Source organism: Micromonospora sp. NPDC004540 (assembly GCF_040610095.1).
In the GTDB taxonomy this organism is placed as follows: domain Bacteria; phylum Actinomycetota; class Actinomycetes; order Mycobacteriales; family Micromonosporaceae; genus Micromonospora.
On the sequence record NZ_JBEXLR010000002.1, the window covers coordinates 15,177 to 38,864 of the forward strand.

The window sequence follows — 23,688 nt, forward strand, 5'->3', positions numbered from 1 at the left end:
CCGGTGCGCTTACCCCGGAGTGCCAGCGGACGCTCGCCGAGGTGTTGGCGCAGTGGCGTCACCGGCGGGAGGTCGTCGGCGCCTTGGTCCTTCACCCCACTGCTGGAGGTACTTCACCAGCAGCCAGCCGCAAGCGCCACCCATCGCGCCGATGCTGTGGATAGACCTGATCGCCGATGCAAGCGCGACCGACATGGCACCTCATGCCATGTTGGCCGTGATCGGAACAGTTATGGAACACCACTTGTCCGCCCGTTCAGCCACTGTGGAGCGTGCGAACGACGCGTTAGCCTGCCTTCCGGCAGCTAGTTGCGTCAATGGCATCCAGCTGGCCGGATTGCCAGCGGGGGAGGCAGTCATGACATGTCAGGTCCACACCCGCCGAAGATTCGTGAGCGCGGTGGTCATCGGTATCCTCGCCGCCGGGTCGCTGGCCGCGTTCGGTACCCCTTCCGCGCATGCGGCGGAAGCGAGCACATCCGAAAATGCCGTCATCGTCTGGGACCGCAACGCGCAGTCCGCGATCTGGGACGTGGCAGGCCAGCAACCGCAGGTCCAGGCGCGCAGCTTCGCGATGGTGCACGGCGCCATCTACGATGCGGTCAACGCCATCGCCGGGACGCCCTAGCAGCCGTACCTGATCGCGCCGGCTACCAACGGCCGCGAATCGGTGAACGCGGCGGTCGGCACCGCGGCCTTCCAGGTGCTCAGCTCCCTGTTTCCGTCCCAGCAGGCGCGGCTGCGAACGCAGTACGACGAGTGGCTGGCCGCCGTGCCCAACGGCAGCGCGAAGCGGCGCGGGATCTCGGTGGGTAGTCAGACCGCCGCCGCGATGATCAGCGCCCGGCAGAACGACGGGGCGTTCGGCGACGCGGCCTGGCGGGTCGGCACGGGGCCCGGCCAGTGGCGGCCCACCCCGCCGACCAACGCCAACGACGGGGCATGGGTGGCCAACCTCAAGCCGTTCCTCATCCCCAGCGCGTCGATGTTCCGGACGTCCGGCCCGCCCGCGCTCACCAGCGAGCAGTACGCCCGGGACTTCAACGAGGTCAAGACCGTCGGCGCCGTCAACAGCCCGGTCCGGACGGCGGACCAGACAGAGGCTGCGATCTGGTGGCACGACCGGCACCTGGGCGAGTGGGAGATCAAGCGCCAGCTGGCCACGACACAGCGGCTGAACCCGCTGCAGACGGCGCGGATGTTCGCGATGGTCGACCTTGCCGAGGCCGATGCGACGACCGCCTGCTACAACGAGAAGGCCGCCTGGATGTTCTGGCGCCCGGTCACCGCCGTCCAACTGGCCGACACCGACGGCAACCCGGCCACCACGGCCGATGCCGGCTGGATGCCGCTTCTCGTCACGCCGCCCCACCCCGACTTCACCTCCGGGCACACGTGCTTCACCACGGCCAGCATGCTGGCGCTGCGGCATTTCTTCGGCCGCGACGACATCCCGTTCAGTGGATACAGCGAAGCCTCGGGCACCACCCGGTACTTTGGCAGCTTCTCCCAGGCCATCGCCGAGGTCATCGAGGCCCGCATCTGGGGCGGCATCCACACCCGGACGGCAGACGTCGAGGGCGCGAAGATCGGCGCCAAGGTCACCGCGTACATGATCAGCAACTACTTCCGCCCGCGGCGGTGACGCGCCGGGCGCCCAGCTGAGTTGGGCCATCATGCAGCCGGGCACAGTCTGCCGGCGTTCTCACTGATCAACTCGGGGAGCGCCGGCAGATGGTGGCGACCCGGTCGGGTGCGTTGGCCGGACCGCACCGGCTGCTCGCTGGGATGTTGTTGTCAGGAAGTCGGGGGCCGACGCAGACCAGGGCGGGAGGCCATCCACCCTGCCTGACGGATTGCCGCGTCGGCAGGCGATGATCGTGGGATGGGTATTCCAGGATCCCTGCGCGAGTCTCTGAACGATCCGGCTTTCTGGGCGCGTTACACCTTCGCCGCGGAGGACGGCCCGGGCGCCGATCGGCTCGGCGGCCTTGAGGACCTGCTCGACGACGACGATGACGATGACGATGACGATGACGATGACGACGCGCTCAGCGTCACCTTCGACGTCGGCGGCGGCCATCTCATCGCGCTCGACGTCAACACCCGGCTCGACTCCTACGAACTGGGCATCACCGGGCCCGGTTCCGCCGGGTGGGCTGGGCTGGGGTGGGACGATCTGGCGCACTGGCACCCGTACGCGCTGCGCTGGTCGGAGCTCGACCTGATCTGCCGGGCAGTCGCCGTGCGGGATCCGCTGCTGTCGCACCCCGGGGTGCCGCTGGCGTTGCTGTGCCGGTTCGCCGCGGTCTTCGAGGACGACGACGTGGACACCGCCGTTGCCGTCGTGGACGCGGCGTACGCCGCGCTGCGGCCCCGCGGCTGGACCGGCTACTGGCCCAGTGGCGCCGACTGGCTCGAACGCGCCGACTTCCGCGGCCAGAAAGTGGTCTGGCACCGCGACGAAGCAGGCAACCTGTGGGCCGAACAAGACGACGACCACGATGCCGACTTCTACAGCACACGGGTGACACCGCCAGCGGAGGCCGAGGAACATTTCCCGCATGCCCGGCTCAGGAATCTGCTGGCCGCCGCCGCGACCACGGCAGCGACCGGATCCCGCCCCTAACCCCTGGAAGCGGCGCCTTGGCACGCGCGGGCACCCGAGCGCCGACTGACTGCACGCCTGTGCCGCTATCCGCGGTTGCAGTTGAACGGTGGCCTGGCCGACCCCCTTCCGATAGCCCGCACATTGTCAGCAGGCCCCGGAGGTCGATGAGCAAGTCCGGTCGGCAAGTGTGGCGACGCCCGTCGGGGCGCACGTCAGCACCGGTATAAGAGGACGTCTCTTAACACCGTCGCCTCCCTGACGATCCCGGCGACCAGAGGCGCGCGCCTTGCAGGAGGAGGCGTTCTTGGCCTATGGCAGGACGGGAGGGTAGCGAGCACCACCAGGTCTTCTCCGACTTGGCCGGCGTCTATGGGCCGCGAGCGGTGATCGACCGCTCGATCAATGACCGATCGGCGACTGAGGCGGTTGAGGTCGCGCGGTATGCGCTCGCTCGCTTGGCACGAGCGGGTGGCCTCCGCGTTGGCGCTGCGAGCAGCGGTTGTGCCCGCCGGTGGCACCGGCAAGCCGCTGGTCGTGGGCCTGCACCAACAGCCGGATGAGGTCGTCCAGGAGGTCGGGCGAGGGCGGTCGCCCTCTCTTGCCGCCGTCGTTCGGTCCGCCGCCAGTCGCTGGTGGTCAGGGTCAGGTGGCCGCCGACTGGGTCGAAGCCTGCTCGGTGCGGTGCCGGCACGTGCCGGCCGCACGCCGTCGGGGTCGGTGCGGGGGGTGCGCCGTGGGTGAAGACGTACAGGCGTAGCACCAGAAACCGCCCGGCTCCGGCGAGTCCGGAGGCGCTGAGGTAGACGGCCTGCTCCCAGCGGATGCTGGCGGACGGTTGCAATGCGTGTAGAACGAGGATGGCAGCTGAGGTGACCAGATAGGCGGCGGTGGCCGAGCCGGCGGACTGCAGATGCTGGTGCCATCGCGCGCGTCGGCCGGCGCCGAAGGTGAACCGGGCGTGCAGTTCCGTGCCAAGCAGCGTGGATATCACGGTGATCAGCGCGTTTGCGGCCGCCCACGGCATGAGCGTGGCCAGCAGCGACACCGCGATACTGGAGGCGAGCCCGACACCACCGCCGAACAGAACGAACCTGACAAATGAGCCTAATGCGCTTCCGTTCACCGGTCGAGCCTCGGACGCTCCGGGTGGCTTCGGCAGCGACGCGATCTGCTCACCTTCACGCACTCGTGCAGAGCAGCGGCGAGTCGGCTTCAGCATCGACGACACGGTCGAACCGGAGCAACGTCCTCTTCGACCGGCCTGCCAGCGCCGCTGCGGCAGGCGGCCCGCGCCAGTGGCGGTCAGCTGCACCATGCCGGCCGTCTGCCTGCTCATCACAGCTCTCCTCGCCGGGACAGCGGAGATCGGGGCCGCGGTGTCGAACTTCGGCATCATGCTCTCCATCGGGTGGTCGTCGTTTGTGCTCGGCGGCTCGTATGTCCGCCGTGCCCACTGACCATCGCTACCGCCGCTGACACCGCCCTATCAGCGCGCTGACACGGACGCTCACCCGCATCGACGCGGTGTCAGCAGCGTGGAGCGGCGGCGGCTTCCCCTAGTAGCCGATGTCTTCTGTCCGCCCATTGAGCGAGGCAATATGGCACTCATGTCCCTGCCCACCCCCACGCTGCACACCGCTCGCCTGCGACTGCGTCCCTTCAACGACGCGGACGCGAACGCCCTCTTCGCGCTGCACAGCAGCGCCTACGTGCTGCGCTACTGGGACGCGCCGCCCTGGACCGAACGTGTGCGCGCCGAGCGGTTCATAACGGCTTGCCGGCAGATGGCAGAGGAAGGCACCGGGACGCGGCTCGCCGTGGACCATGTTTCCGACGGGGCGTTCATCGGCTGGTGCAGTCTGACCCGGTGGAATCCGGACTACCGCAGCGCGTCGATGGGCTACTGCCTCGACGAGGCGGCATGGGGCCACGGCTACGCGACGGAGGCCGCGCGCGCCTTGCTGCAGTGGGCATTCGACACGCTGGACCTGAATCGAGTCCAGGCCGAGACCGATACGCGCAACGGGGCATCTGCCCGCGTCCTGGAGAAGCTCGGATTCGTGCGTGAAGGGACGTTGCGGGAAGACTGCGTCGTGAACGGCGAGGTCTCGGACTCCTGGGTGTACGGGCTGATCAGGCGGGAGTGGCGGCCGTCGTCCGAGCCGGTTCCCGCCCGCTGAGTCCTCCTCGCTCGCGAGACCGCGCCCGGCCGCCGGGCGCTTCTCGCTGAGTTGATGGGGCCAGCACAGTGCACTCTCATACCGCAAGGCGCGCTCTCTGATCCCCAGTGCGACACCTACCAGGCCTTCCCGCGAATCGCGGGGACGTCGAGGTCGCGCTCGCCGCCGCGGTGCTCAGCGAGGAGCTGCTGACGGATCGCCCGCCAGGCGACCCGCCCCTGCCGGCGGGCGAGTTTGCGGTGCGACTGGAAGGTGCAGAGGTGACAGCCGCAAAGGTTCGGGGCCTGGGCCGACGGCTGCCGGTAGCAGCGGGTGCGGATCCACTTGGGCGAGGCAAGAAACTCGTCAAGATCGCAGGGGCCGGAGCCGTGCTCGTGGGTGTCGGTGAACCAGTGACGCAGCAGCGGGTCTCGCTGCTGCACTCGCTCGGGTCGGTGAACGTCGGTACGGGCCACTTGATGACCTGCCCTTCGGCCGCCTGCGCACCGTGCGCGGGACTAACGCCTGGATGACATGTCGATCACCTCCGAGGACGGGCGTGAGTGCAGGCGAGTGAGTGGTTGCGACGTCTGTCGGCGCAACAGAGGAGCACCCATCACAGCATGCTGGTCGCGGCGAACATCGTAGGCCAGGACCCCGACGGGATGCGCTCACCCTGGAGGTCGCGCTTGCCGGCGACGGCATCCGCGAAGCGCACGCGATCGTGCCGCGAATGACCGTCGATGGAATTACGGCTGCCTGGACGTAGGCAACTTGCCCAGCGTGCGGACCGCAGTCGAAGACACCGCGGCCAGTTCGGGCTGCGCAGGCAGAAACACCGTGGGGACACCCAGCGACTGGTTCATCGCGGCGAGCTGGTACTCGGTCCGAAGGTCGGTGGTGTTACGCACGCCGCGGACGATCACTCCTACTTCATGGCGACGGCAGTAGGTGGCGGTCAACCCGCTCCAGGCGGCAACGGTGACGGAGGTCCACTCGACCGGCAGAATGGCCCGTACAGCGGCCGCTCGCTCCTCTTTGTCGGTGCCCGGATGCTTGATGCTGTTGACCGCGACGAGCACGACCACTTCGTCGAAGAGATCGCGTGCCCGGTTCACCACATTCAAATGCCCAGGAGTGAAGGGATCAAAGCTGCCGGGGTAGACGGCTCGCACGCGTACGCGACCGGGGGTGCGTGCTGTCGAACGTGGCCCTGCCGATGATTCGGGTGTCACGGCCGCAAGACCCGCTGTGCATCGCGGATGACCTGCTCAGAGGCCAGTGGGGCCCAAGAGGCGAACAGTTCCCGGAAGTAGGTACGGTGCCGGTTCGCCACCGCAGGATCCTGCTCGATGACGTCCAGTTCGTTGACGATGCTCAGGTCCATGAGCGACCGAAGTTGAGCCGCATCCGGCGTTCTCACCTGACGTACGAAGCGGTCGAACACCTGGCCGGTCTGTGCCAGCTCCCGCCAGCTGCGTCTACGGTCGCAGGCGCCATACAGATAGACAAGCTCCTCGGCGTCGGCACCGACGAGATCCCGGAGCACAGCACGATTGTCCCGATCAAGCAGGGCGAGGTCGAACCCGTCGGTGCCGTAGACGGCGTGGGTAAGGCCCGCGGCTTGCACTTCACCGCTGCAGCCGAGCACGGCGAGTCGTTCGCTGACTCGACAGAGGTGGGCGTACAGGTTGCCCCCCGGATGCGCGATCTGCTCAGCTCCATGCCGGCGGAGCCAGACCCGCACGCCTTTGTCGGTGCCCATAGCCCGACTGTAGGTATCAGTTGTCGGATCCGCTGGCCCCTGGGTGTGGGCAACATGTCACAGCGCCGTGGCTACGTCTGGCACTCGCCTCGCTGAGGGTCGGTCACTTGGGCCTATCGTTTCGACGTGACGGATTCGGGGCTGGCCTCAAGCGAGCTGCGCGACTTGCTCGATCGCGTCGCGCACGCCGGTGGATGCTTACCAATGGCGGGCCTGCGGACCCGACGCGCTCGTGCCGGCGAGTCCCCGCCTGCTGACCGAGGCCGTTGCGTGGGAGGTCGCGACAGAGGCGCCGGACGATCTGACCAACGGCTGTTACGTCATTGCTGACGGCGGCGCGGCAGCCACAGACCCGCACGTCGTCATCGACCTCCACCCGACCCGGGCGGGACGCTGCTATCTGGTCAGTTGGGACACCTTTGGGGTCGTCGGCGAGATGCCTGTCGTCGCCACATCGATCCCGGAGCTGCTCCGTTGGCTTCTGAGCACTGACGGCGGGAATCCAACTCTCGCACGTAATCAGGGTGACGCGTACGACCAGACGTAACCGAACGATTGCCAGCCGGCGGCATGGTCGATGCTTTGCTGGCCGTTCTGAGCCCGCTGCCGGGTCAGTCCCACCAGAAGCTCCAGCAGTTCAAGCCCATGATCCCTTCGGCGTACTTGGGGAAGGTGTCGGCGTGGCTCTGCCAGATGTTGTCCGGACAGAAGGCGAAATGTTCGGCGGTCACCCGTAGGGCCAGGTCGACGGTGACCGGCGGTGCGGCGATGCTCAGGTGCAGGGTGTCGAAGCCCAACCCGACGACCCTGGCCTCGAACCGACGCTGCCAGTCGCGCACAACGGCGGCAAAGCGGGCGGTGTCGTTGTCGTGGTTGAGCGGTCCGGTCCAGCCGATCGCTGTCAGCGCATGTGCGCCGTCGGCCGCGGGGACCAGCGCGAGGCGGGCCTGGCCGGTCGAGAGCATGTCAGCGTACTGGTCGGCGAAGCGCTCCACCGGACCTTGCTGGTCGGGGTCAGGTGTGAGCCCGGGCCACCGTGCACCGATCGGATCGAGGTAGCCGAGGTTGTTGGCAGCTTCTTCGTCGAGGTCGTTATCGGTGATCTCCTGCCACCACTCGGCGAGGACCACGCCACTGTCGTGCTGCTCAACCGTGGTGATGCGGTCGTATTCGGCGTCGATGCCGAAAGGTTCGTCGTCGCCCTCGACGTCGAGCACGAGCAGCGGCCACAGCCCCGTCCGCTGATGCTGGGCCCGCCACCGGGACCAATCACCCGCCGCGGCAGGACGGGAGGAGAGCCAGTAGACCGGCGTGGGGTCGTTGTAGGGCTTCATCAACCGGCCCTCGGGAATGTCCGGCGGCAGCGCTTCGTACCACGTCATGGCCGACACCATAGGCGCCGGCCACGACACGCTGTCCGACGTGGCTGACGACCTCCGCCATACACACAAGACCTGGCTCATCGAAGACGGCATCCCCGAGATCACCAAAGCCCGCCGCCTCGGGACACCACCTCGCCGGCATAGCGCGCTAACCACGGTCGGCCGTTCGACAAACCTGCTGCATTCCGTCATGGCGACTCGAAGTCAGACCCGCACGGTCGACGGCAGAAGCGGATGGGGGCCATTGAACGCATGCGATCCGCAGGCAGCCGCGAGCGTCATCTCGTTGCGGTGACCGTTGGTGCACGCCCTAGACTGCGCGACCGTGACGGAGATTGTGCTGCTCGGCGAGGTTACCTGCCCTTCCGGGCAGTTGGTGCTGATGGATGGCGGCTATCTCGGGCTGTGGTCCGGTGACCGCGCGCCGGAGGACGTGCGACAGCCTGACGTCGAGCCGGCCGTCGACTTCGAGGTCGTTGGGCGCGATGCGGACGCGGCAGCGCGGTCGTTCGACCGGCAGTGCGGCCGGACGCTGTACGACATCCCGCAACATGGCGTCGCGGAGTTCACCTCGCTGTTCGACGGTCACTGCCGGGAGCACGGCTATGACGCATCGCTGCGTCCCTTTCCACGGCAGGTCCCGCACCGTGACCGCGTGCGGCGCGCGATCGCCGGCGGCGATCCCGACTTCCTGATCACCGGCGTGCCCGTCATTTCAGTCGGAGGCTTGCCGACCAACCGTTCGCTCCCGGTCACCGCGACGCCGGTCAGCGACTGGGGCTGGAGGCACATCCGTATCGAGGTCAGTGATGAACCCGTCGTGGGCACCCGCCCGCTCGGCAACGTCGGCGTCGACTGCGCCCGGTTTGTGTTCGCCGACGCGGACGCGTTGAGCGAATGGGTACACGACGACCCGATCGATGGCCTCGCCGACGTCGTGTTCTGGGGCAGGGACGAGGCCGAGATCGCAGCCGAGTTCGCCGCGACCCCCACCGGCATACCCGGCGAAAACAACTACGGCTGGCTGAACCTGCCAGTCCGCGAGGCGTACGCGAAGGCAGTCGCGCTGAACGAGCGAAGGAACGTAACACCAGAGCGAAGGTTCGCCTTCGATTTCCGCCCGCACTCCCACCACTGGCGGGTGATGGCCGATGTCCGCGCGTCCGAGCACGAGGCTGCCACGATCGATGTCGGCGGTGCTCGCATCATGTTCGCGATGACGTCCGTAGGCGACGGCTTCTTCCCCGTCCACGTCGAGCTTGACGCGGCGGGCGCTCCAGCCGCCATCCAGGTAACCATCCACGGCGACGAGGACTGACCGCGGCCTGACCAAGCCTCTACGTGCACCCGGACCCACCTCCACGCCGCGTGGCGTCGATGATCGGAGACACTTTCACCGTGCGTAACGACCTCGAGCAGATCGAAGCGGCGTTCGTCGGCACGCCACTGGCCGGCCTGCCGATCGGGCACGGCCCGTCGGGCACTGTCCTCGTCGCCGACATCGACCCCGATCGCCTGCACGAGGCCTGGCAGGCTGCCGACGCACTGGTGCCGGTCACCGGACGCCTGCCCGTCATGGTCACCGACGACTTCGACGACACGCTGAGGACCCGGCCCGAACCCGAGTCGGGTCCGTCGGAGTCGGAGCTTCGCGCGTTCGCCGAGGCGGCCGAGTCGTCCGATCCCTGGCTGACCTACCGCCACTACAGCGAGGACGACGAGGTCGACGAGGGCGAGGTCGAGTACTACGCGCGTGGCATAACCGGCGTCGACCTGGACCTGACGGCCCTGGTGTCGGATGTGGCGCTACCGACTGAGCGTCAGGCGCTGGAGAGGGCGCTGTACGATCGGCTGCTCGCCGACGCCGACCTGTACGCCAGGGTGTCTGCCAGCGTGCGGTTCGTGACGCAGACCGAATACTGGTACACGCCCAACAGTGTCCTGCTCATGTTGCTGCCCACCAGCGACGTCCGCAGCTCGGGGTACTGGGTGGACTTCTTCGGTGCGCCCACCCGGGAGTACCAGCGGCGGCTCGCCGAGGTGTTGGCGCAGTGGCATCACCGGTGGGACGCCCGCCTGGTCGCGTCGTGGGGCACCATGCTGCAGTTCCAGGTGGGTCGTCGCCCGGCACCGGGTGACGAGGCGTGGACCGCGGCCGGCCAGCTCAAGGCGCTCGCCTCGAACCTCGACCTGAGCCGGTGGGAGGTCGCCGTTGCCCTGCCCGCCGGTGACGCGTGGTTCGTGCACAACCGGCCCTGACAATCTCGACCAGACCGTGCACGGCCCCTGGGACGGCTGGCCGCGTTCCGTGATGCGCAATCCGCGATCCTGGGCCACTCACTCGTATCCTGACGGCCCCTCTCTGCTGACGGTAGGGGAGCGGCTGAGAGCAGCCGGGAGCACTGGACGGCGATGAACAGCCCCTGTGGAAACACGCCAGTAACCGTCAACGAATGCAACGGAGGGGCTGCGACCCGCAGCCCCTCCGCTGCCTGGCTGAGCAGGAAATCGGGCTCGCTGTCGAGGACCGTGAGGACCAGGGAGAAGACGGTCCACACCACGAGCGCCGCGGCGGTGGAGACGATCGCCCACCGCAGCCCGCGGTCTCTCGGCGAGCTTCTGACTTGTGCAGCTGCGCAAAGTCGTCCTTGTGGCGGTGGCGACACCGCGGTGAGGGTGAGCGGAACCCGTGCCGCAAGGAGCCGGCCGGGCGCTGGACCACCTTGCAGGAGCAACCGATGCGCAGACTCAAGGCACCACCCGCCCTCGCCATCCTGGCGGCGGCCGCCCTCCTCGGAACCACCGCCCAGGCCGCGAACGCGGCGACCCCGTCGCCGACCGGCACGACGGCGGCCACGGAGGCGTCCGTCCCGGCCACCGTGGCGCCCGCGACGGACACCCCCGCGCTCGTGGACGACCTCGCCGAGCCGGTCGACGCCACGATCGCACCGGACAAGGCCGCCAAGGCCCACCTCGCGGGCCACAAGGACCGCTACGAGATCGCCGACCCGGCCGGCACGCTCACCACAGCGAGCGTCGACACGCAGGGCGCGCGGGAGACGGTCCGGCTGAACCAGAAGTACAAGGGCCTGCCCGTGTTCGGCGCCCAGTACGTGGTGCGTATGGAGAAGAAGGCCGGCAAGCGCGCGGTGACCGGCACGTCGGGCAGCTACTTCACCGACCTCGACGTCGACACGACGGCCACCCCGATGCCCGCGGACGTCGCGATCTCCCGAGCGGTCGAGGACGTGCGCAAGAGCCTGCACCCCGGTGCGGCCGTCGTGGCCGGCGCCCCGCGGCCCGGCACGAAGCCCGACGCGGCCCACGCCGACCTCAGCGGCACCGACCAGGGGCTGGTGGTCATGCCGACCGGCACCGGCGTGCTCGCGCGGCGCGTGCTCGTCAAGGGCAAGGACGTCGTCACGGGCCAGCCCGTGCTCCGCGACGTGTACGTGGGCGCCACGAACGGGGTGACGCTGCTCAGCGTCAGCCGGATCAAGCCGTTCGCCACCGCGCAGCAGGCCGCCGCCCTGGCCGCCGGCGGGAGCGCCGTAGCGCCGCAGGCCGTGACGGAGCCACCCCCGTCGGGTAACGGCACGACGCCGGTCCTCGGCGAGGGCAAGAGCCTGCACGGCGCCTCGGTGCCGGTCCCGCTCGTCCGGATCGACGACGCCGGCCCCTACCTCATGATGGACCAGACCCACACTCTCCCGGACGGCCGTACGGTGCCGATCACCACCTGGGACGCTCGGGGCCGGGACTACTACGAGCTGCTCGACGGCCAGATGCCCGAGGGCATGGCACCGTTCGCATCGCCGTCCAGCACGCTCGGCGCCGACCTGACCGACGCCGGCGCCGTGGACGCGGCCTGGGACGCCGCGAAGGTGTTCGAGTGGTTCCAGACGAAGCTCGGGCGCAACAGCCTGGACGACGACGGCATGCCGATCAACTCGATCGTCGGCATCACCTACGGCGGCTACCCGTTCGTCAACGCGTACTGGGACGGCACCCGCATGGTGTACGGCAGCGGCGACGACGAGTACCTACCGCTGGCCGCCGACCCGGACGTCGTGGGCCACGAGATGACGCACGGTGTGGTGGAGAATTCCGCCAGCCTCGTCTACGCCGGCCAGCCGGGCGCGCTCAACGAGGCGATCGCCGACTACTTCGGCAACGCCATCGACCTCGACGCGGCGGGCACGCCGATGTCCGGCCCGGAGGCGAGCCTGATCGGTGGCGACCTCTGCCGCACCCTGGCTCCCGCCAAGTGCGCCCTGCGCAACCTCGACGACGGCGCCACCACGGCGGACTTCCAGCACCTCATGGACACGCCGGCGATGGACGACGGCGGCGTGCACCTCAACTCGACGATCGTGTCCGGGGCGCTGTGGGACCTGCGTCAGGCGTTCGGCGGCGCGGTCGCCGACAAGATCGTCTACCGCGCGCTCACCGACTACCTCACGCCCATGTCGGACTTCGTCGCCGCCCGCGACGCGGTGCTGTCCTCCGCCAAGTCCTTCGATCTGAGCAACAAGGACCTCAAGGTGGTGCAGGCGGCGTTCGACTCGCGCGGGATCACCGCGAAGTGGAAGGCGACCCTGTACGGCAAGAACACCGACCTGCTGGTCGACCGGCTCAACACCGGGCTGTACATCGACACGAAGGCGAGCATGGCCGGCGGCTGGTTCACCGTGCCGCGGTCGGACGCGAACCGCACCGAGCCGATGTCGATCTGGGTCGGCCGCACCGACGGCAAGGTCGCGCCGTACCGGATCTCCCCGAACGACGGGAACAACCACACCTTCCCGTACACCGATGGCAAGCGGGTCGTGTGGCTGTCGGTCGCGGGCAACCCCGACTCGCCGACGTGGGAGACCAACCGCATCCTGTCGGCGCCCGTCGGCGGTGGCGACGTCGAGGAGCTCTACAGCTCCCCGTACCGGATCGACGGCCTGGGCTTCGACGGCGACGTCGTCGCGTGGAGCCAGTACGATCCGGCGCAGGGGTACCGCGACGTCGTGCGCTACCTGCAGGTCAGCTCGCGGACCGTCCACACCCTCGCGCACCCCGACTGGGTCGGGAACGCGACCGCGCCGAGCGTCAAGAACGGGAAGATCTCCTACGTCCGGTACGAGGACTACGCGCAGCCCAACCCCGATGGCACGTGGTGGTCGCTGGGCGTCGAGGTGTACGACGTCGCGACCGGGAAGACGACCTTCGCCGGCGGTGACCCGGGCGCCGAGACGATGAGCTACCCGCAGCTGTCCGGCACCGGCGTCGCCTGGGTGATCAACCGCGACTACGGCAGCTACGTCGACGGCGAGTGGAGCAAGGGGACGTTCAACGACTCCGTGCGGCTCTTCGACTTCGCCACGGGCACCAGCCACCTGCTCTTCGAGGAGAACTCGCCGCAGGCGATCCGTGCCGACGTCGTCACGCTGTCCGACACGACCCTCACGACCACGGAGGAGGCCCCCGTGGACCTCTGGTTCGCCAACGGCGGCTACCCGGACAACTCGCTCAACCCGAAGCTCAAGCAGTACACGTTCGACGGGACCTACGTCGGCCCGGCGTCGTGCAGCCCGGGCGCGCAGATGTTCGCGACGGCGGGCGCGGGGCGCGAGGTGATCTTCATGGACTCGTCGGCGAGCGGTTTCGGCCTGGCGTACGCGACGGGAGCCAAGTCCTGCAAGTGAGCCCCTGCTAGGGGAGCGCGATGCACGACAGCGCGCCGGGGCCTCCCACAAGGAGGTTCCGGCGCGCCGTCGTGTCCGGAACTCCCCGGCCCTTGTCATGGTCCACGTGTGGCAGCGATGACGTGGGGCTGCGCAATTCAACGAGCCTCTGTCGAGGCTCGGGCCGACATGGCCGACTCCTTCAGCCACCCCCGCTCCGCCGCCAGCAGCGCGATCTGGAACCGAGTCCGGGCGCCGAGCAGGGAACCCGCATCGCTGACATGTTTCTGCACGGTACGGCGGCTCACCTTGAGCACGCGGGCGATCGCCTCGTCCTTCATCCCGGTTGCCATCATGTGCAGGATTTCCCGTGTTCGCTGGTCCGGCCCCACGGTCGTCAGACTGCCCTTCAGGACCGGCCCATCGTGTCGGCTCGCCAGCGACACCGGCTCGGCGCGCTCCCACACGCTCTCGAACAGCGCCACCAGCGCCACCACCAGCGCGGGCGAGTGCACCACCAAGGAACCCGCCGCCGGGCGGTCCCCGCGCACCGGCAGCAGAGCCGCCGCGCGGTCGAACACCACCAACTTCACCGGCAGCCGTGACGCCAGCCGCAGTTCCCCGCCCTGACCCGTCCCGCGCAGCGCCGTCCTGAGGGACACTGCGTCGGTAAAGCCCTCCGTCTCGTACACCGACCGCATCCGCACCCCGGGCGCCACTCCCGACTCCCCGACGGACGCCTGCGTGGCCGTCACATACGGCGGCTTGGCCAGATGCAGTATCTCGACCGAACTCCCTTTCAGCAGCTGACCGTAGCGCGCCGGCACCTCATCCTCGCGCTCCAGCACCTCCACCAGGTGCGCAGCGCGTGGCCCGGACACCGCCTCGTACACCTCGTGAAGCCGCTCCACGAGGCCCTCGACGCGGGCCAGTTCGGCCCGCCGCCGGGCCAGCAGGGCGCTGAGCGATGACCGTGGCGGGCCGGCCGCCCATCGCGGTGCCGTGCCGTCGATCTGCAGCACCAGTGCGGAGTCCGCAAGGTGCCGCAGTGCTCGTTCCGCCTCCGCAGGCGACACCCCGACCGCCGCCGCCACCTCGGTGACGTCCGCCGACGGCACGGCCACCAGGTGCTCCAACACCCGCCCGGCCAGTGGATCCAGACCGGTCACCGCCCACGGGCTGCCTGCAGTTCCGTCCATACGTTCTGACACCTCTGGCTCTGAGCTTGTTCCGCCTTGGCGGACACCATCGATGTGGTGGTCAGGCCGCCAGGGCGGCCTCGTGGTCGGCGGGACTGCGGTGGCCCAGGCTGCAGTGCAGCCGTTGCAAGTTGTACCAGCATTGATGGCAACCGAGGACGCCCGTACCAGCCGATGGACGTCCGCGTCACCCCTGAAAGGCTCGGCCGCGCTCGGCGGTTGGCGATCCGGCGCCTACGCCGACGGCCATTGTTGCCGGCGCGGGACGGGGGAGCACCCGGGAAGCAACTGGGAGCACTCGACGGCGGTGAACGGGCCGCTCTGCATGGCATGGTAGAGGGATGTGCAGGAACATTCGCGTGCTCCACAACTTCGAACCGCCTGCGACCGACGATGAGATCGAGGCCGCCGCCATCCAGTACGTGCGCAAGGTCAGCGGCGCGACCCGGCCGTCCGCGGCCAACGAGGAGGCGTTCGGCGAGGCGATCCGCGCTGTCACGGCGGCCACCCGAACCCTGCTGGACAGCCTCGTGACGAAGGCGCCTCCTCGTGACCGCGAGGTGGAGGCCGCAAAGGCCAAGGCGCGCGCCGCCGAACGGTACGGCCTTCGAGGGGCAGCCTCGGGCTGACGGCGCCCGATCTGGCCACGCTCCGGACAGGGTTTCCTGCCCGGTACCTCTTCGGCGAGATCGAAGGTGTCACCGTCTTGGGGCGGGCCGGCGCCGACGATGTCCTCAACCGCCGATGAGCCATAGACGCGCGGCTGGCTATGCTCCGGCCATGAGCGAAGCGTCTCCACAGCCTGCCCCGTCGGCGGCTTCCACCGAGGTCGAGTCTCTGTTGTCAGTTCTCGAGCGTAACCGCCGGACCTTCGCCTGGAAGACGTCAGGGCTCGACGCGAAGGGTCTGTGCGCGACCACGGCCGCAAGCGCGATGACGCTCGGTGGTCTCGTCAAGCATGTGGCCCTGGTCGAGGCAGACTGGCTGGCGGTCAAGCTCGCCGGACAGGAGTACGGAGCCCCCTGGGACGCCGTGGATTTCGACGCCGACCCTGACTGGGAATGGCGTACCGGGGCGCTGGACTCTCCGGAAGATGTCTACGCAGTGTGGCGAGACGCTGTCGAGCGTTCGCGCGAACTCGTGGCTGAGGTCATCAAGGAGCGCGGGCTCGACGGGCCGGCGTCCTTCACCTGGCCGGATGGCCGCACGCCTACGGTCCGCGCCATGCTCCTGGACATGGTTGAGGAGTACGCACGGCACACGGGCCACGCCGACATCCTCCGAGAAGCAGTGGATGGTCGCGTGGGTGAAGGCGCGCCCGAAGACTTCACCCTCTGACGGTCCTCAACTGCCGCGAACCCGCGCGTCCGTTCTCGCCGGTCAGTGCCAGGCCGCGGCGGTCTCCTCGGGCGGGCGAGGGTCTGGGGCATGGGTTTCCGTCCCAGGACCCGCTCAACGTTGCGTCTGAAACCTGTGCCAAGCTTCTTGCCCATGCCGCGCGCTCGGTTCTTCTTCGATGCCGGGTCCGGAGGGGTCCTGTGGCCGACTGGCCTGCAGAGCCAGGAGGCCTGGGGGTATCCGGTGCGCCTGGAGCGGCTGCCGATCCGTGTGGCGCTCAGGGATGAGCTGACCCGGTTGGCCGAGTGGTACGACGCATCACTGAACTGGGACTATCCGCCGGATCCAGGGCCTTGGCGTGAGCCGGAGTGTCAGGCCTTCAACGCGGCCGCTCGGCGGGCGCTCGACCAGCTGCGCGCCGAACTCGGTGATGGGTGGGTGATCGCGGACGAATTCGAAGAGGTGCACGACGATCCGGACCTCGATCGGTACCTCGCCGACCCGGATAACTTCCGGCGATGATTTGTGTCTGCCGAAACGCTGATCAGCGTGTGTACGTCACCGTGAAATGTTCTTGGCACCATGATCAGGAGGTCTTCAGAATGGGCTCGGCCGCAGGAAGCGGCCACCGTTTCCGGCCCAATCGTTGGGAGCAGTGAATGCCCAAACGGCTGATCGCCCGGCTCGCCGCGGTCATGCTGGTGATCGCGGGAGTCCTCGCGGTCCCCTCGGCGGCTTCGGCCGCCACGTTCCAGTGTGGCTCGTGGGAGGTGAACGGGCTGTTGAACTTCCGCGCCTGTATCGATGACACCGATCAGGGCAACATGTGGTACGAGATTCAGATCAAAAACATCTCCACCAGCACCAAGCAGGTGACGTGGACCCTGTCCAGCTACGAGAAGGGCATCACCTTCCCGTGCACCGGCCCATGGACGGTGTCGATCGGGGCCGGCAAGACTTCCAAGTGGGGCTGCGTCGGCTCGAAATATATCGGTTGGTACTACATGGCCGTAGCCAGGACCACGCACGCCGGCACCACGCGGTACGCCTCCTCGCCGGTCCTGTACTTCTAGCCTCAGCCGTAGCGGTTCCCGGGGTGTTGCCGCCCCGGGAATCGTCGTTCGCAGGCTGTCGCATACCGAAGCTGATCGTTCTCGTGAGTATTTGCTGTCACATGTCGACGAGGAGAAGCCCTGGCCATTGCCTCGTCAGCGAGGACGGAACCCACCGACGAGGCAATGGTGACAGGAGGGGGCTGTGGCGCCTGACTACTGCTCGCCGACGGTGATCGTCGCCGTGCGGTAGTTGTTGCGCCTGTCGTTGTTCGACGGGTCGTAGTTCTGCTCGATGTTGCCGGCGCTGTCGACCGAGAACCAGCGGAACGTGGTGGTCTCGGTTACGTGGAACACCTGGCCCGGCTCACGGAACTCGGTCGCTGCGTACCGCGGCGACTCGAGGGTGGGCCGGCTGCCGTCCGTCGTGTAGTAGATGGTGGCCGGCTCGCTCGTTTCGAAGCGGACGTCGACGGGCCCGGAGTATTTCCCGCCGCCGGGAACAAGCTGGGACGTCGGCTTCTGGTTGTCCTTGCCCCACTCCGCCGCGATCCGGAACATCTCCATGATGCCGTTGGCGTACTCCATCGTCTCGGAGTGGCCGCTGACGAGCTCCGGGTTTCCCACCCACGCCGGCTGGAACGAACCGCCCTGCCAGTTGCCGGTGGCCGGGTTGTAGATCGAGCCGCCGACCTCCCAGCCGAAGGCGTAGATCCCGTAGGTGTGGTAGAGGTCCTCGCGCACGTTGCCCGCGGAGGAGTAGAGGACGTCCGACGAGCCGCCGACGTTCTCCGGCGTCACGACGGTCTCCCGATGCGCCTTGACCTGCGACAGGATCCGGGCGGCCGACTGCCAGTAGAACGCCTCGTCACCCAGCGGCGGACGCGGCGTGGTGATCCGCCCGTCCGCGATGTAGGCGCCCGGCTGCCAGAACAGCTGGCCGCCGTTGGAGTGCACCGACATCATGAACTTGATGTTCGAGTACTTCTCGACCAGCCAGATGATGTTCTTCGACTCAGGCTCGGACAGCTTCTCCGGTCCCTGGTAGGTGTCGCTGACGCAGCTCGTCGACCCGCCGGAGTAGCCGTCGTGAGCCGACCCGACCCGGTAGTTCCGGTTCAGGTCGACGCCCCAGGAGTTGCGCCGGGCCGGATCGGCGTTGTCGTCCGCGCAGTGGTTCGTCATGTTCCGACGCTGTGAGGCGAAGTTGTAGAAGCTGTAGTTCGCCCCGTCCGGGTTGTTGGACAGGATGAGGAAGATGTCGGTGTTGTCGACGATCTTCTTCGTCTCCCAGTCGGACTTGTAGTTGTGCACCAGACGCTCGGCCGACTCCAGGCTGGTCGTCGCGGGCACCCATTCGCGGGCGTGGTCCTGCGCCTGGATCAGCACACCCGGGTTCCTGCCGTCGCGGTGCTTGCCGATCCGCAGGACGGGGATCGTGGCCGGGCCCCGCGGCACCTCGCCCTCCGGCGCGCCCACGCGCTTCTGGTCGAGGAAGTCGGTCAGCGCGGCCGGGCCGGAGGTCGCCGCGACGATGCCGGTGCCCGCGTTGGTGCGATACGGGTGCGCCCGATCGATCAGGCCCTGGGACTGGCTCTCCAGTGCCGCCGCCACCTGTGCGGCCGTACTCGCCAGCCCACCGGAGGCGTCCTTCGCGAGGAGGACGCGGATCGCCTTGCCCGCAACCTCGACCCCGAGCGGGAGGTTCGCCCCCGGCCGGTTCACGAACTCGACGGTGATGTCGTTGCCGCCCTCGTGGCCCCAGGCGGCCGAGCTGACGACGACAGCGCTCTGCCCGGTGCCGCCGATCGTGGCCTGCGCCTTGCGCTGGTAGCCGTTCGTCTTGTTCGGCAGGTAGACGATCTCGGCGATGTCCGGGTACTGGCGGGCGATCTCCTCGGCGCGGCTGAAGAGCTGCTGCGGGTGCCGGTAGCCGTCGACGAAGTCCCACTTGTAGGCGGGGTTCGCCGTCAGCGGCGCCGCGCCGTCCTCGAGCCAGTTGGAGACGTAGCCGGTGGCGACGCCCCCCGTCGAGCTCGTGACCCGGATCTGGCTCGGGCGGGCGTCGAGCTTGAACAGGTTCCGGTGGAACATGTACTGCCCGGAATCGACGAACCGGCTCATGGTCCGGGCGGAGCCGAACGAGGTGCCCGCGCCGGAGTCGTTCTCGAGCTGCATCGTGATGATCGGGCTCGTCTGCGCCCCTTCGGTGGTCCGGGCCTCGACGTAGAGGAAGCCCTGGCCCTTCGTCGTGAACCAGTCGGCACGGGCGATCCGTACCGTCTCCTCGTGAGCGAGCGGCTGGACAGCCGTCGCGCGGAGGGCCTGGAGGCCGCCGTCGGCCTCCTCGCTCCAGGCGAAGCTCTCGCCGTCGCCGAGGATCTCGACGCCGAGCGCCTCGAGCTCGGCGACCTGCTCGGCGGTCGCCACCGCCTCGCCTTCGATGCCGGTCGGCACGCGCCTGAGACCGTGTTCGAGGTCGAAGCCGGCGGCGGCCACCTTGTCCAGCATGTCGGCGCCGGTCAGCCGGATGCGTACGAGGCTGGCGGCCTCCGGAACCTCGAGGCGGGATCGTCCTGAGCCTGCCGTGGCTGCCGACCCGTCGGGATCCGCACCCGCGGGTCCGGTTGCCGTGAGGACGCTTCCCACCAGGGCGGGCAGCGCGACAAGCGCAATGCGTCGTCGTATGCGTCGCATTCTCCCCTCCTTCTGCTTCGACGTGAGGTTGACGTGGTGGCCGGCCCTGCTGCGGGTCGGGCCGGTCCATCCGCGACTGTCATGCCGAACTCGCGCAGGGTCGACCCGTGCGCGACGGTGGTCGCCGCCGTGACGGGATCGGGGAGGACCGTGAGTGAGCCGGGTGCGTTGAGCGTATGCAGGCTCTTCGCTTCGAAGGATCGGCCGAGCTGGATTTGAGCATTACTTGAGGCGTTGCGCGACAGCGAGCAGGACCGGCAGGTCCGGCGGCTACAGTGGCACCAGTCCGGCGGCCAGGTCCGCAGCGGACACCGGCGTCCACGGCGCCCCTGCCGATCCGTCGAGCAGTAGGGCGGCCGAGCCGTCGGCCACCTCGCCGTCCAGAAGCGCCGCCAGCCGGTCCTGGTCCACCGTCGCGACGAACGTCTTCGCGACCTGGGGCCGCGGCGACACGCCGTCCCCGGCGACGCGGGTCGCTGCCGCGCGGACGGCCGCCACGGTCTCGGCGCCGCCGCCGACCTGCACCGGTGTGGTGGTGCCATCGGCGTGCGCGACGACGATCCGGTCGGCCCGCGCAGAAGCGTGCCAGGCGGCGAGGTCAAGCAAGGTCGGGCGGGTGGCGGCGCAGAAGTGTTCCCACAGGTCGGCGGCGAGCCGGCCGAGGCGCGCGCCGTACCCGCCGACGTTGTGGCCGTACCCGGCGGTCGACAGGCTCGCGTCGATCCACATCACCTCGCCGGTGCGCAAGTTGAGCACCAGCGGCGCGAGCGACCGGGAGTCGCCGCGTAGGTTGAATCGCTGCACGACCCGGGCGGGGTCAAACCGCCGGCCACCCCGCTCGGGCAGGGAGAAGCCGGCGAACGCAGCGTCCAGCGCCTCGAACGGCACGTCGTTGTAGCTGAACACCACGGGCACGGCCCACTCGATCCCCGCCGTCAGCAGCGCCGCCCGATCGAGGTCGAGGAACTCGGTGGCGCCCAGCGGCGGCGGTGCCGACGTCAGGTCACCGGAGTGGATCGCGGCGCGGCCCTTGAACCGCAGTCGGGTGTAGTCGCAGTGGCCCCGCGGCGTCCAGTCCCGGTCGTAGAACGCGCAGGACAGGTCCAGGTCGACCCGGAACTTCTCGCCGTCGGTCCAATGCAGGAAGAGCCGCAGCACGTCCAGGTCGGGCAGGCGGCGGACGCTGCCTCGCGGCCAACCGGTCAGCTGCGCGGAGCCCGCGCGTTCCCGTCGCGGGGCGGGCACCCGACCCAGCGCGACGTCCAGCACGGCCACGTCGAAGCGGTCCAACCCGCCGGCCCGGTCGACCAGTTCGGCGTCGACGCCCGCCCGGATCTCGGCGATCGCGTCGGCAGGCAGCCGGCGGCGCCGCTCCGGCGCGCTCCACGTGCGCACCACGTCACCCTTGGGGAAGAACGTGCGCCGCGGCTCGCCCGGCGCCGCGCCCCGAGCCGGCGCGGGACTGGCCGGCCGCCGTATCCGCAGCCCCAGTGCGCGCCCCAGCACAGCCCCGACCGCGCCGACGTGCCCGGCTGCGACCGCGCCCGCGGCCTCCGCCATCGACGCGTCGGCGGCAACCTCCACCGCCTCCACGACCGCGACCGTGGCGTCGCGGCCGGTCAGCGCGGCGGCCGCGTCGGCGAGGACGGTCGGCGACACCCGGGGCGCGACCTGCCGCGCGGCGTCCAGCACGATGCGCTGCGCGTCCGGGTCGTCGCCGGCAAGGCGCAGCAGGTGATCGAGCCGCCGCCACAGGTCGCCGGGCCGCTGAACGAGCAGGGCGGCGGCGTCGGCCGCGTCCCCTTCGGCCACCGCCCGCTCGACCAGGGCGGCGAAGGTGCGGACCCGTACCGACACCGTGCCGTCGGCGTGCCAGGACAGGATCAGCCGCTCGGGGGCGCGCTCAGCGGCGGCGACCATCGCCGTGCCCAGTGCACCGCCGCCCGGGGCGCCGGTGCCGCGCAGCGCGGCGAACGCGACCGCCGCGTCCGGGTACGCCGTGACCCGCTCATAGGGGTGCAGCCGTTCGGCGAGCCGCTTCCAGACGGTGGGGTGACGCGCCATGTCCTCCGCCGCCGTGACCGGGCCGAGAGACCCGAGAAAGGTGAGCACCGTGCGGCGCAGCGGCCGGGGCAGCGCCCGCACCCGCGGCATGCCGACGGTCACGGCCGGCTCGTCGACCGGCCGGTACTCCTCGGATGGCGGGTTGTCGCGGCGCCGCCGCGGCAGGACAAGGCCGGGATCCCCGCCCGAGTACACCCACAGGGCGCGGGCCACGTCGGTGGCCGTGCCCCAGCGGGCGGCGGCCTCGGCGAGCACCCGCTCCTGGGCGGCGGTGAGTGCCGTGCGGTGCAGCGCCTCCGCGATCACCACGGCCAGGGTCTCCCGGGCGGGCACCACCGCCGGCAGCCAGTCGAGGCGGTCCGGCGCGGTCGCGGCGACGAGCGTCCGCAGGTCGGCCAGGTCGGCCTCGCCGAGCGCCGCGGGACGCCTCACCAGGTCGTCCCGCAGCCGGACGGCGGTGCTGGTGGGAGAGGAGTCGAGGGTGAGCCGGCGCAGCCGCACCGGCGGTGCCGTAGACGACGCCGACGGCGCTGCCTCGGCCACCAGCGGCAGGTAGGAGTTGCCGGCAGTCAGCCGCCGCCCGCAGATCGGGCAGGCGGTGTACGCGTCGGCGTCGAAGCAGCCCGCGCAGACGAGATGCCCACAGGGGTCCAGCGGGTGCACCCGGCCCTCGGCCCCGCACAGGATGCACGGCGCCGCGTCGGTCTGCAGCAGATGCACGATGAGCCGCTCGACGTAGAGCCGGTCCGTGTCGGCCGGGGTGTCCGGGAAGCGGCGGAACAGCGGCACGTGTTCCCGGTCGGCGCCGACCAGTTCGGTGGTGACCGCGCAGACGAATTCGGCCCAGCGCATCCGGGTTACCGGGTCCAGCAGGACGAACCGCTGCCGGATCGCCGCGTCGAGCAGCCAACCCGTGGCGGCCAGATCGGCCTCGAGATTGGCCACCCAGGCGTCGCCGTCGGCGGGCGGCGCGGCGGCCGGCGCCGGCAGCGCCACCGCGCCGGCCCGACGCAGCAGGATCGTCGCGAGCGCGTCCAACAGCGGTCCTCCTCCGGCCCGGTGCGACGGCGCCGCTCCGGCAGACAGATGCCGGGGCGGAGAGTCGGCACGCTGGTTTCAGTCGAAGAAAGGAGAAGGAAGCGCACCTGGGAGCCGCCCCGGCCCGCCGATGTTACGACCGACGCCCCAGTTCTCGCGACCCGTTTTGTCACCGGGACAAGGGCTCGATCAGGTGGCGGTCGGAGGACACGAGGCGGGTGATTCCCGGATGCGGAATCGCCGTCGGCGGATCCGGATAGGGGTGGCAGTGGGCCGGTCGGCCGGGCATGATCGCTGCCATGTCGCACGAAGACCTCGCCGACGTCTGGCGCCGGATCATCGTCGGAGACGGCAAGTCATGGGTGGTGTACCGGCACGGGACCTGTGTGGTGTTCCCCGACCCCGGCCCGGACACCGACCTCGCCGCGCGCGCCACCGACATCCTGCGGGAGTACGGCCCGGTCCACGCCGGCGGGCCGGCCGGGGACTTCGGCACGATCACGCTGGACCCGGGCCCGGGCTGGGTGGTGTACGGGCACCACAACGACGTGCTCACCTACGTCGGGCCGGGCGAGGTCGAGGACCCGAGCGACCTGCGTGTCGGGCTGTACGGCCGGAGCAAGCGAAACCGGGACGGTCACGAACTCGAAGTGGTGCACGTCGAGGATCGACGCGCCCGCTAGGCGTACCGTCCGAGCCGCCGCAAGC

At 69.5% G+C, this 23,688-nt stretch carries 22 protein-coding genes; 15 read left to right on the plus strand and 7 right to left on the minus strand.

Translation table 11 applies throughout. The features are described from left to right. Positions 1 to 151 precede the first annotated feature (151 nt). The 5 genes from ABZV78_RS00910 (at position 152) to ABZV78_RS00930 (ending at position 4,791) form a co-directional block, all read left to right on the plus strand. A complete protein-coding gene (locus ABZV78_RS00910; RefSeq protein WP_355634704.1) occupies positions 152 to 628 on the plus strand; it encodes a hypothetical protein in 477 nt (158 codons plus the stop codon). A gap of 42 nt (positions 629 to 670) precedes the next feature. After that, positions 671 to 1,645 (plus strand): vanadium-dependent haloperoxidase, encoded by a 975-nt coding sequence (locus ABZV78_RS00915; protein ID WP_355634705.1) that lies wholly within the window; start codon positions 671 to 673, stop codon positions 1,643 to 1,645. Between the two features lie 240 nt (positions 1,646 to 1,885). Then, positions 1,886 to 2,629, plus strand: coding sequence for a hypothetical protein (locus tag ABZV78_RS00920; RefSeq protein ID WP_355634706.1), 744 nt, complete (start codon positions 1,886 to 1,888; stop codon positions 2,627 to 2,629). Between the two features lie 962 nt (positions 2,630 to 3,591). Further along, complete coding sequence (locus ABZV78_RS00925) at positions 3,592 to 4,068, plus strand: hypothetical protein (protein WP_355634707.1); 477 nt, start codon at positions 3,592 to 3,594, stop codon at positions 4,066 to 4,068. 150 nt (positions 4,069 to 4,218) lie between these two features. Beyond that, positions 4,219 to 4,791, plus strand: coding sequence for a GNAT family protein (locus ABZV78_RS00930; RefSeq protein WP_355634708.1), 573 nt, complete (start codon positions 4,219 to 4,221; stop codon positions 4,789 to 4,791). Positions 4,792 to 4,907: 116 nt separating this feature from the next. Here ABZV78_RS00930 and ABZV78_RS00935 read toward each other — a convergent pair whose 3' ends face one another. The 3 genes from ABZV78_RS00935 to ABZV78_RS00945 form a co-directional block, all read right to left on the minus strand. Beyond that, on the minus strand, positions 4,908 to 5,213 hold the full coding sequence (locus ABZV78_RS00935) for a hypothetical protein (protein WP_355634709.1): 306 nt from the start codon (positions 5,211 to 5,213) through the stop codon (positions 4,908 to 4,910). A gap of 306 nt (positions 5,214 to 5,519) precedes the next feature. Beyond that, positions 5,520 to 5,945 carry a pantetheine-phosphate adenylyltransferase gene (gene coaD / locus ABZV78_RS00940; RefSeq protein ID WP_355634710.1) on the minus strand — a complete coding sequence of 142 codons (426 nt, stop codon included), beginning with the start codon at positions 5,943 to 5,945 and terminating at the stop codon, positions 5,520 to 5,522. 56 nt (positions 5,946 to 6,001) lie between these two features. After that, positions 6,002 to 6,535 carry a DUF6817 domain-containing protein gene (locus tag ABZV78_RS00945; RefSeq protein WP_355634711.1) on the minus strand — a complete coding sequence of 178 codons (534 nt, stop codon included), beginning with the start codon at positions 6,533 to 6,535 and terminating at the stop codon, positions 6,002 to 6,004. Positions 6,536 to 6,725: 190 nt separating this feature from the next. Between ABZV78_RS00945 and ABZV78_RS00950 the strand changes: the two genes are divergently transcribed. Further along, positions 6,726 to 7,082: a hypothetical protein gene (locus ABZV78_RS00950; protein ID WP_355634712.1), complete on the plus strand. Its 357-nt coding sequence runs from the start codon at positions 6,726 to 6,728 to the stop codon at positions 7,080 to 7,082. 64 nt (positions 7,083 to 7,146) lie between these two features. Here the strand turns inward: ABZV78_RS00950 and ABZV78_RS00955 are convergent, their stop codons facing one another. After that, positions 7,147 to 7,917 (minus strand): DUF4253 domain-containing protein, encoded by a 771-nt coding sequence (locus ABZV78_RS00955; RefSeq protein ID WP_355634713.1) that lies wholly within the window; start codon positions 7,915 to 7,917, stop codon positions 7,147 to 7,149. Between ABZV78_RS00955 and ABZV78_RS00960 the strand changes: the two genes are divergently transcribed. The 4 genes from ABZV78_RS00960 (at position 7,916) to ABZV78_RS00975 (ending at position 13,613) form a co-directional block, all read left to right on the plus strand. Further along, positions 7,916 to 8,212 (plus strand): hypothetical protein, encoded by a 297-nt coding sequence (locus ABZV78_RS00960; protein WP_355634714.1) that lies wholly within the window; start codon positions 7,916 to 7,918, stop codon positions 8,210 to 8,212. The two genes, ABZV78_RS00955 and ABZV78_RS00960, sit on opposite strands and share 2 nt — an antisense overlap. Before the next feature lie 30 nt (positions 8,213 to 8,242). Further along, positions 8,243 to 9,235, plus strand: coding sequence for a hypothetical protein (locus tag ABZV78_RS00965; protein WP_355634715.1), 993 nt, complete (start codon positions 8,243 to 8,245; stop codon positions 9,233 to 9,235). A gap of 80 nt (positions 9,236 to 9,315) precedes the next feature. Then, positions 9,316 to 10,176 carry a DUF4253 domain-containing protein gene (locus ABZV78_RS00970; protein WP_355634716.1) on the plus strand — a complete coding sequence of 287 codons (861 nt, stop codon included), beginning with the start codon at positions 9,316 to 9,318 and terminating at the stop codon, positions 10,174 to 10,176. A gap of 479 nt (positions 10,177 to 10,655) precedes the next feature. After that, the gene (locus tag ABZV78_RS00975; RefSeq protein ID WP_355634717.1) at positions 10,656 to 13,613 is read left to right on the plus strand and encodes a M4 family metallopeptidase; all 2,958 of its coding nucleotides are present in this window, start codon (positions 10,656 to 10,658) and stop codon (positions 13,611 to 13,613) included. A 137-nt stretch (positions 13,614 to 13,750) separates the two neighbouring features. On the opposite strand, the gene ABZV78_RS00980 is transcribed toward ABZV78_RS00975, so the two are convergent. Continuing rightward, positions 13,751 to 14,761 (minus strand): helix-turn-helix transcriptional regulator, encoded by a 1,011-nt coding sequence (locus tag ABZV78_RS00980; protein WP_355634718.1) that lies wholly within the window; start codon positions 14,759 to 14,761, stop codon positions 13,751 to 13,753. Positions 14,762 to 15,132: 371 nt separating this feature from the next. Here ABZV78_RS00980 and ABZV78_RS00985 point away from each other — a divergent pair, with 371 nt between their 5' ends. The 4 genes from ABZV78_RS00985 to ABZV78_RS01000 all read left to right on the plus strand — a co-directional run bounded on the left by ABZV78_RS00985 (position 15,133) and on the right by ABZV78_RS01000 (position 17,202). After that, positions 15,133 to 15,420 (plus strand): DUF2277 domain-containing protein, encoded by a 288-nt coding sequence (locus tag ABZV78_RS00985; RefSeq protein WP_355634719.1) that lies wholly within the window; start codon positions 15,133 to 15,135, stop codon positions 15,418 to 15,420. Positions 15,421 to 15,571: 151 nt separating this feature from the next. Further along, a complete protein-coding gene (locus ABZV78_RS00990; protein WP_355634720.1) occupies positions 15,572 to 16,129 on the plus strand; it encodes a DinB family protein in 558 nt (185 codons plus the stop codon). A 90-nt stretch (positions 16,130 to 16,219) separates the two neighbouring features. Beyond that, positions 16,220 to 16,651, plus strand: coding sequence for a hypothetical protein (locus ABZV78_RS00995; RefSeq protein WP_355634721.1), 432 nt, complete (start codon positions 16,220 to 16,222; stop codon positions 16,649 to 16,651). A gap of 137 nt (positions 16,652 to 16,788) precedes the next feature. After that, a complete protein-coding gene (locus ABZV78_RS01000; RefSeq protein WP_355634722.1) occupies positions 16,789 to 17,202 on the plus strand; it encodes a hypothetical protein in 414 nt (137 codons plus the stop codon). A gap of 195 nt (positions 17,203 to 17,397) precedes the next feature. On the opposite strand, the gene ABZV78_RS01005 is transcribed toward ABZV78_RS01000, so the two are convergent. Beyond that, a complete protein-coding gene (locus ABZV78_RS01005) occupies positions 17,398 to 19,692 on the minus strand; it encodes a M14 family zinc carboxypeptidase (RefSeq protein WP_355634723.1) in 2,295 nt (764 codons plus the stop codon). Positions 19,693 to 20,148: 456 nt separating this feature from the next. Then, positions 20,149 to 22,980: an MXAN_6230/SCO0854 family RING domain-containing protein gene (locus tag ABZV78_RS01010; protein WP_355634724.1), complete on the minus strand. Its 2,832-nt coding sequence runs from the start codon at positions 22,978 to 22,980 to the stop codon at positions 20,149 to 20,151. A 299-nt stretch (positions 22,981 to 23,279) separates the two neighbouring features. Between ABZV78_RS01010 and ABZV78_RS01015 the strand changes: the two genes are divergently transcribed. Further along, positions 23,280 to 23,663, plus strand: coding sequence for a hypothetical protein (locus tag ABZV78_RS01015; protein WP_355634725.1), 384 nt, complete (start codon positions 23,280 to 23,282; stop codon positions 23,661 to 23,663). Positions 23,664 to 23,688: the final 25 nt, after the last annotated feature.

Bases quoted from the DNA above. Each gene is read 5' to 3' on its own strand.
- ABZV78_RS00995 (WP_355634721.1), top strand. From the start codon at position 16,220: ATGGGTTTCCGTCCCAGGACCCGCTCAACGTTGCGTCTGAAACCTGTG.
- ABZV78_RS00955 (WP_355634713.1), bottom strand. From the start codon at position 7,917: ATGACGTGGTACGAAGCGCTGCCGCCGGACATTCCCGAGGGCCGGTTG.
- ABZV78_RS01000 (WP_355634722.1), top strand. From the start codon at position 16,789: ATGCCCAAACGGCTGATCGCCCGGCTCGCCGCGGTCATGCTGGTGATC.
- ABZV78_RS00975 (WP_355634717.1), top strand. From the start codon at position 10,656: ATGCGCAGACTCAAGGCACCACCCGCCCTCGCCATCCTGGCGGCGGCC.
- ABZV78_RS00930 (WP_355634708.1), top strand. From the start codon at position 4,219: ATGTCCCTGCCCACCCCCACGCTGCACACCGCTCGCCTGCGACTGCGT.
- ABZV78_RS01015 (WP_355634725.1), top strand. From the start codon at position 23,280: ATGTCGCACGAAGACCTCGCCGACGTCTGGCGCCGGATCATCGTCGGA.
- ABZV78_RS00985 (WP_355634719.1), top strand. From the start codon at position 15,133: ATGTGCAGGAACATTCGCGTGCTCCACAACTTCGAACCGCCTGCGACC.
- ABZV78_RS00920 (WP_355634706.1), top strand. From the start codon at position 1,886: ATGGGTATTCCAGGATCCCTGCGCGAGTCTCTGAACGATCCGGCTTTC.
- ABZV78_RS00960 (WP_355634714.1), top strand. From the start codon at position 7,916: ATGGCCGACACCATAGGCGCCGGCCACGACACGCTGTCCGACGTGGCT.
- ABZV78_RS01005 (WP_355634723.1), bottom strand. From the start codon at position 19,692: ATGCTGGACAAGGTGGCCGCCGCCGGCTTCGACCTCGAACACGGTCTC.
- ABZV78_RS00910 (WP_355634704.1), top strand. From the start codon at position 152: ATGCTGTGGATAGACCTGATCGCCGATGCAAGCGCGACCGACATGGCA.
- ABZV78_RS00990 (WP_355634720.1), top strand. From the start codon at position 15,572: ATGAGCGAAGCGTCTCCACAGCCTGCCCCGTCGGCGGCTTCCACCGAG.
- ABZV78_RS00945 (WP_355634711.1), bottom strand. From the start codon at position 6,535: ATGGGCACCGACAAAGGCGTGCGGGTCTGGCTCCGCCGGCATGGAGCT.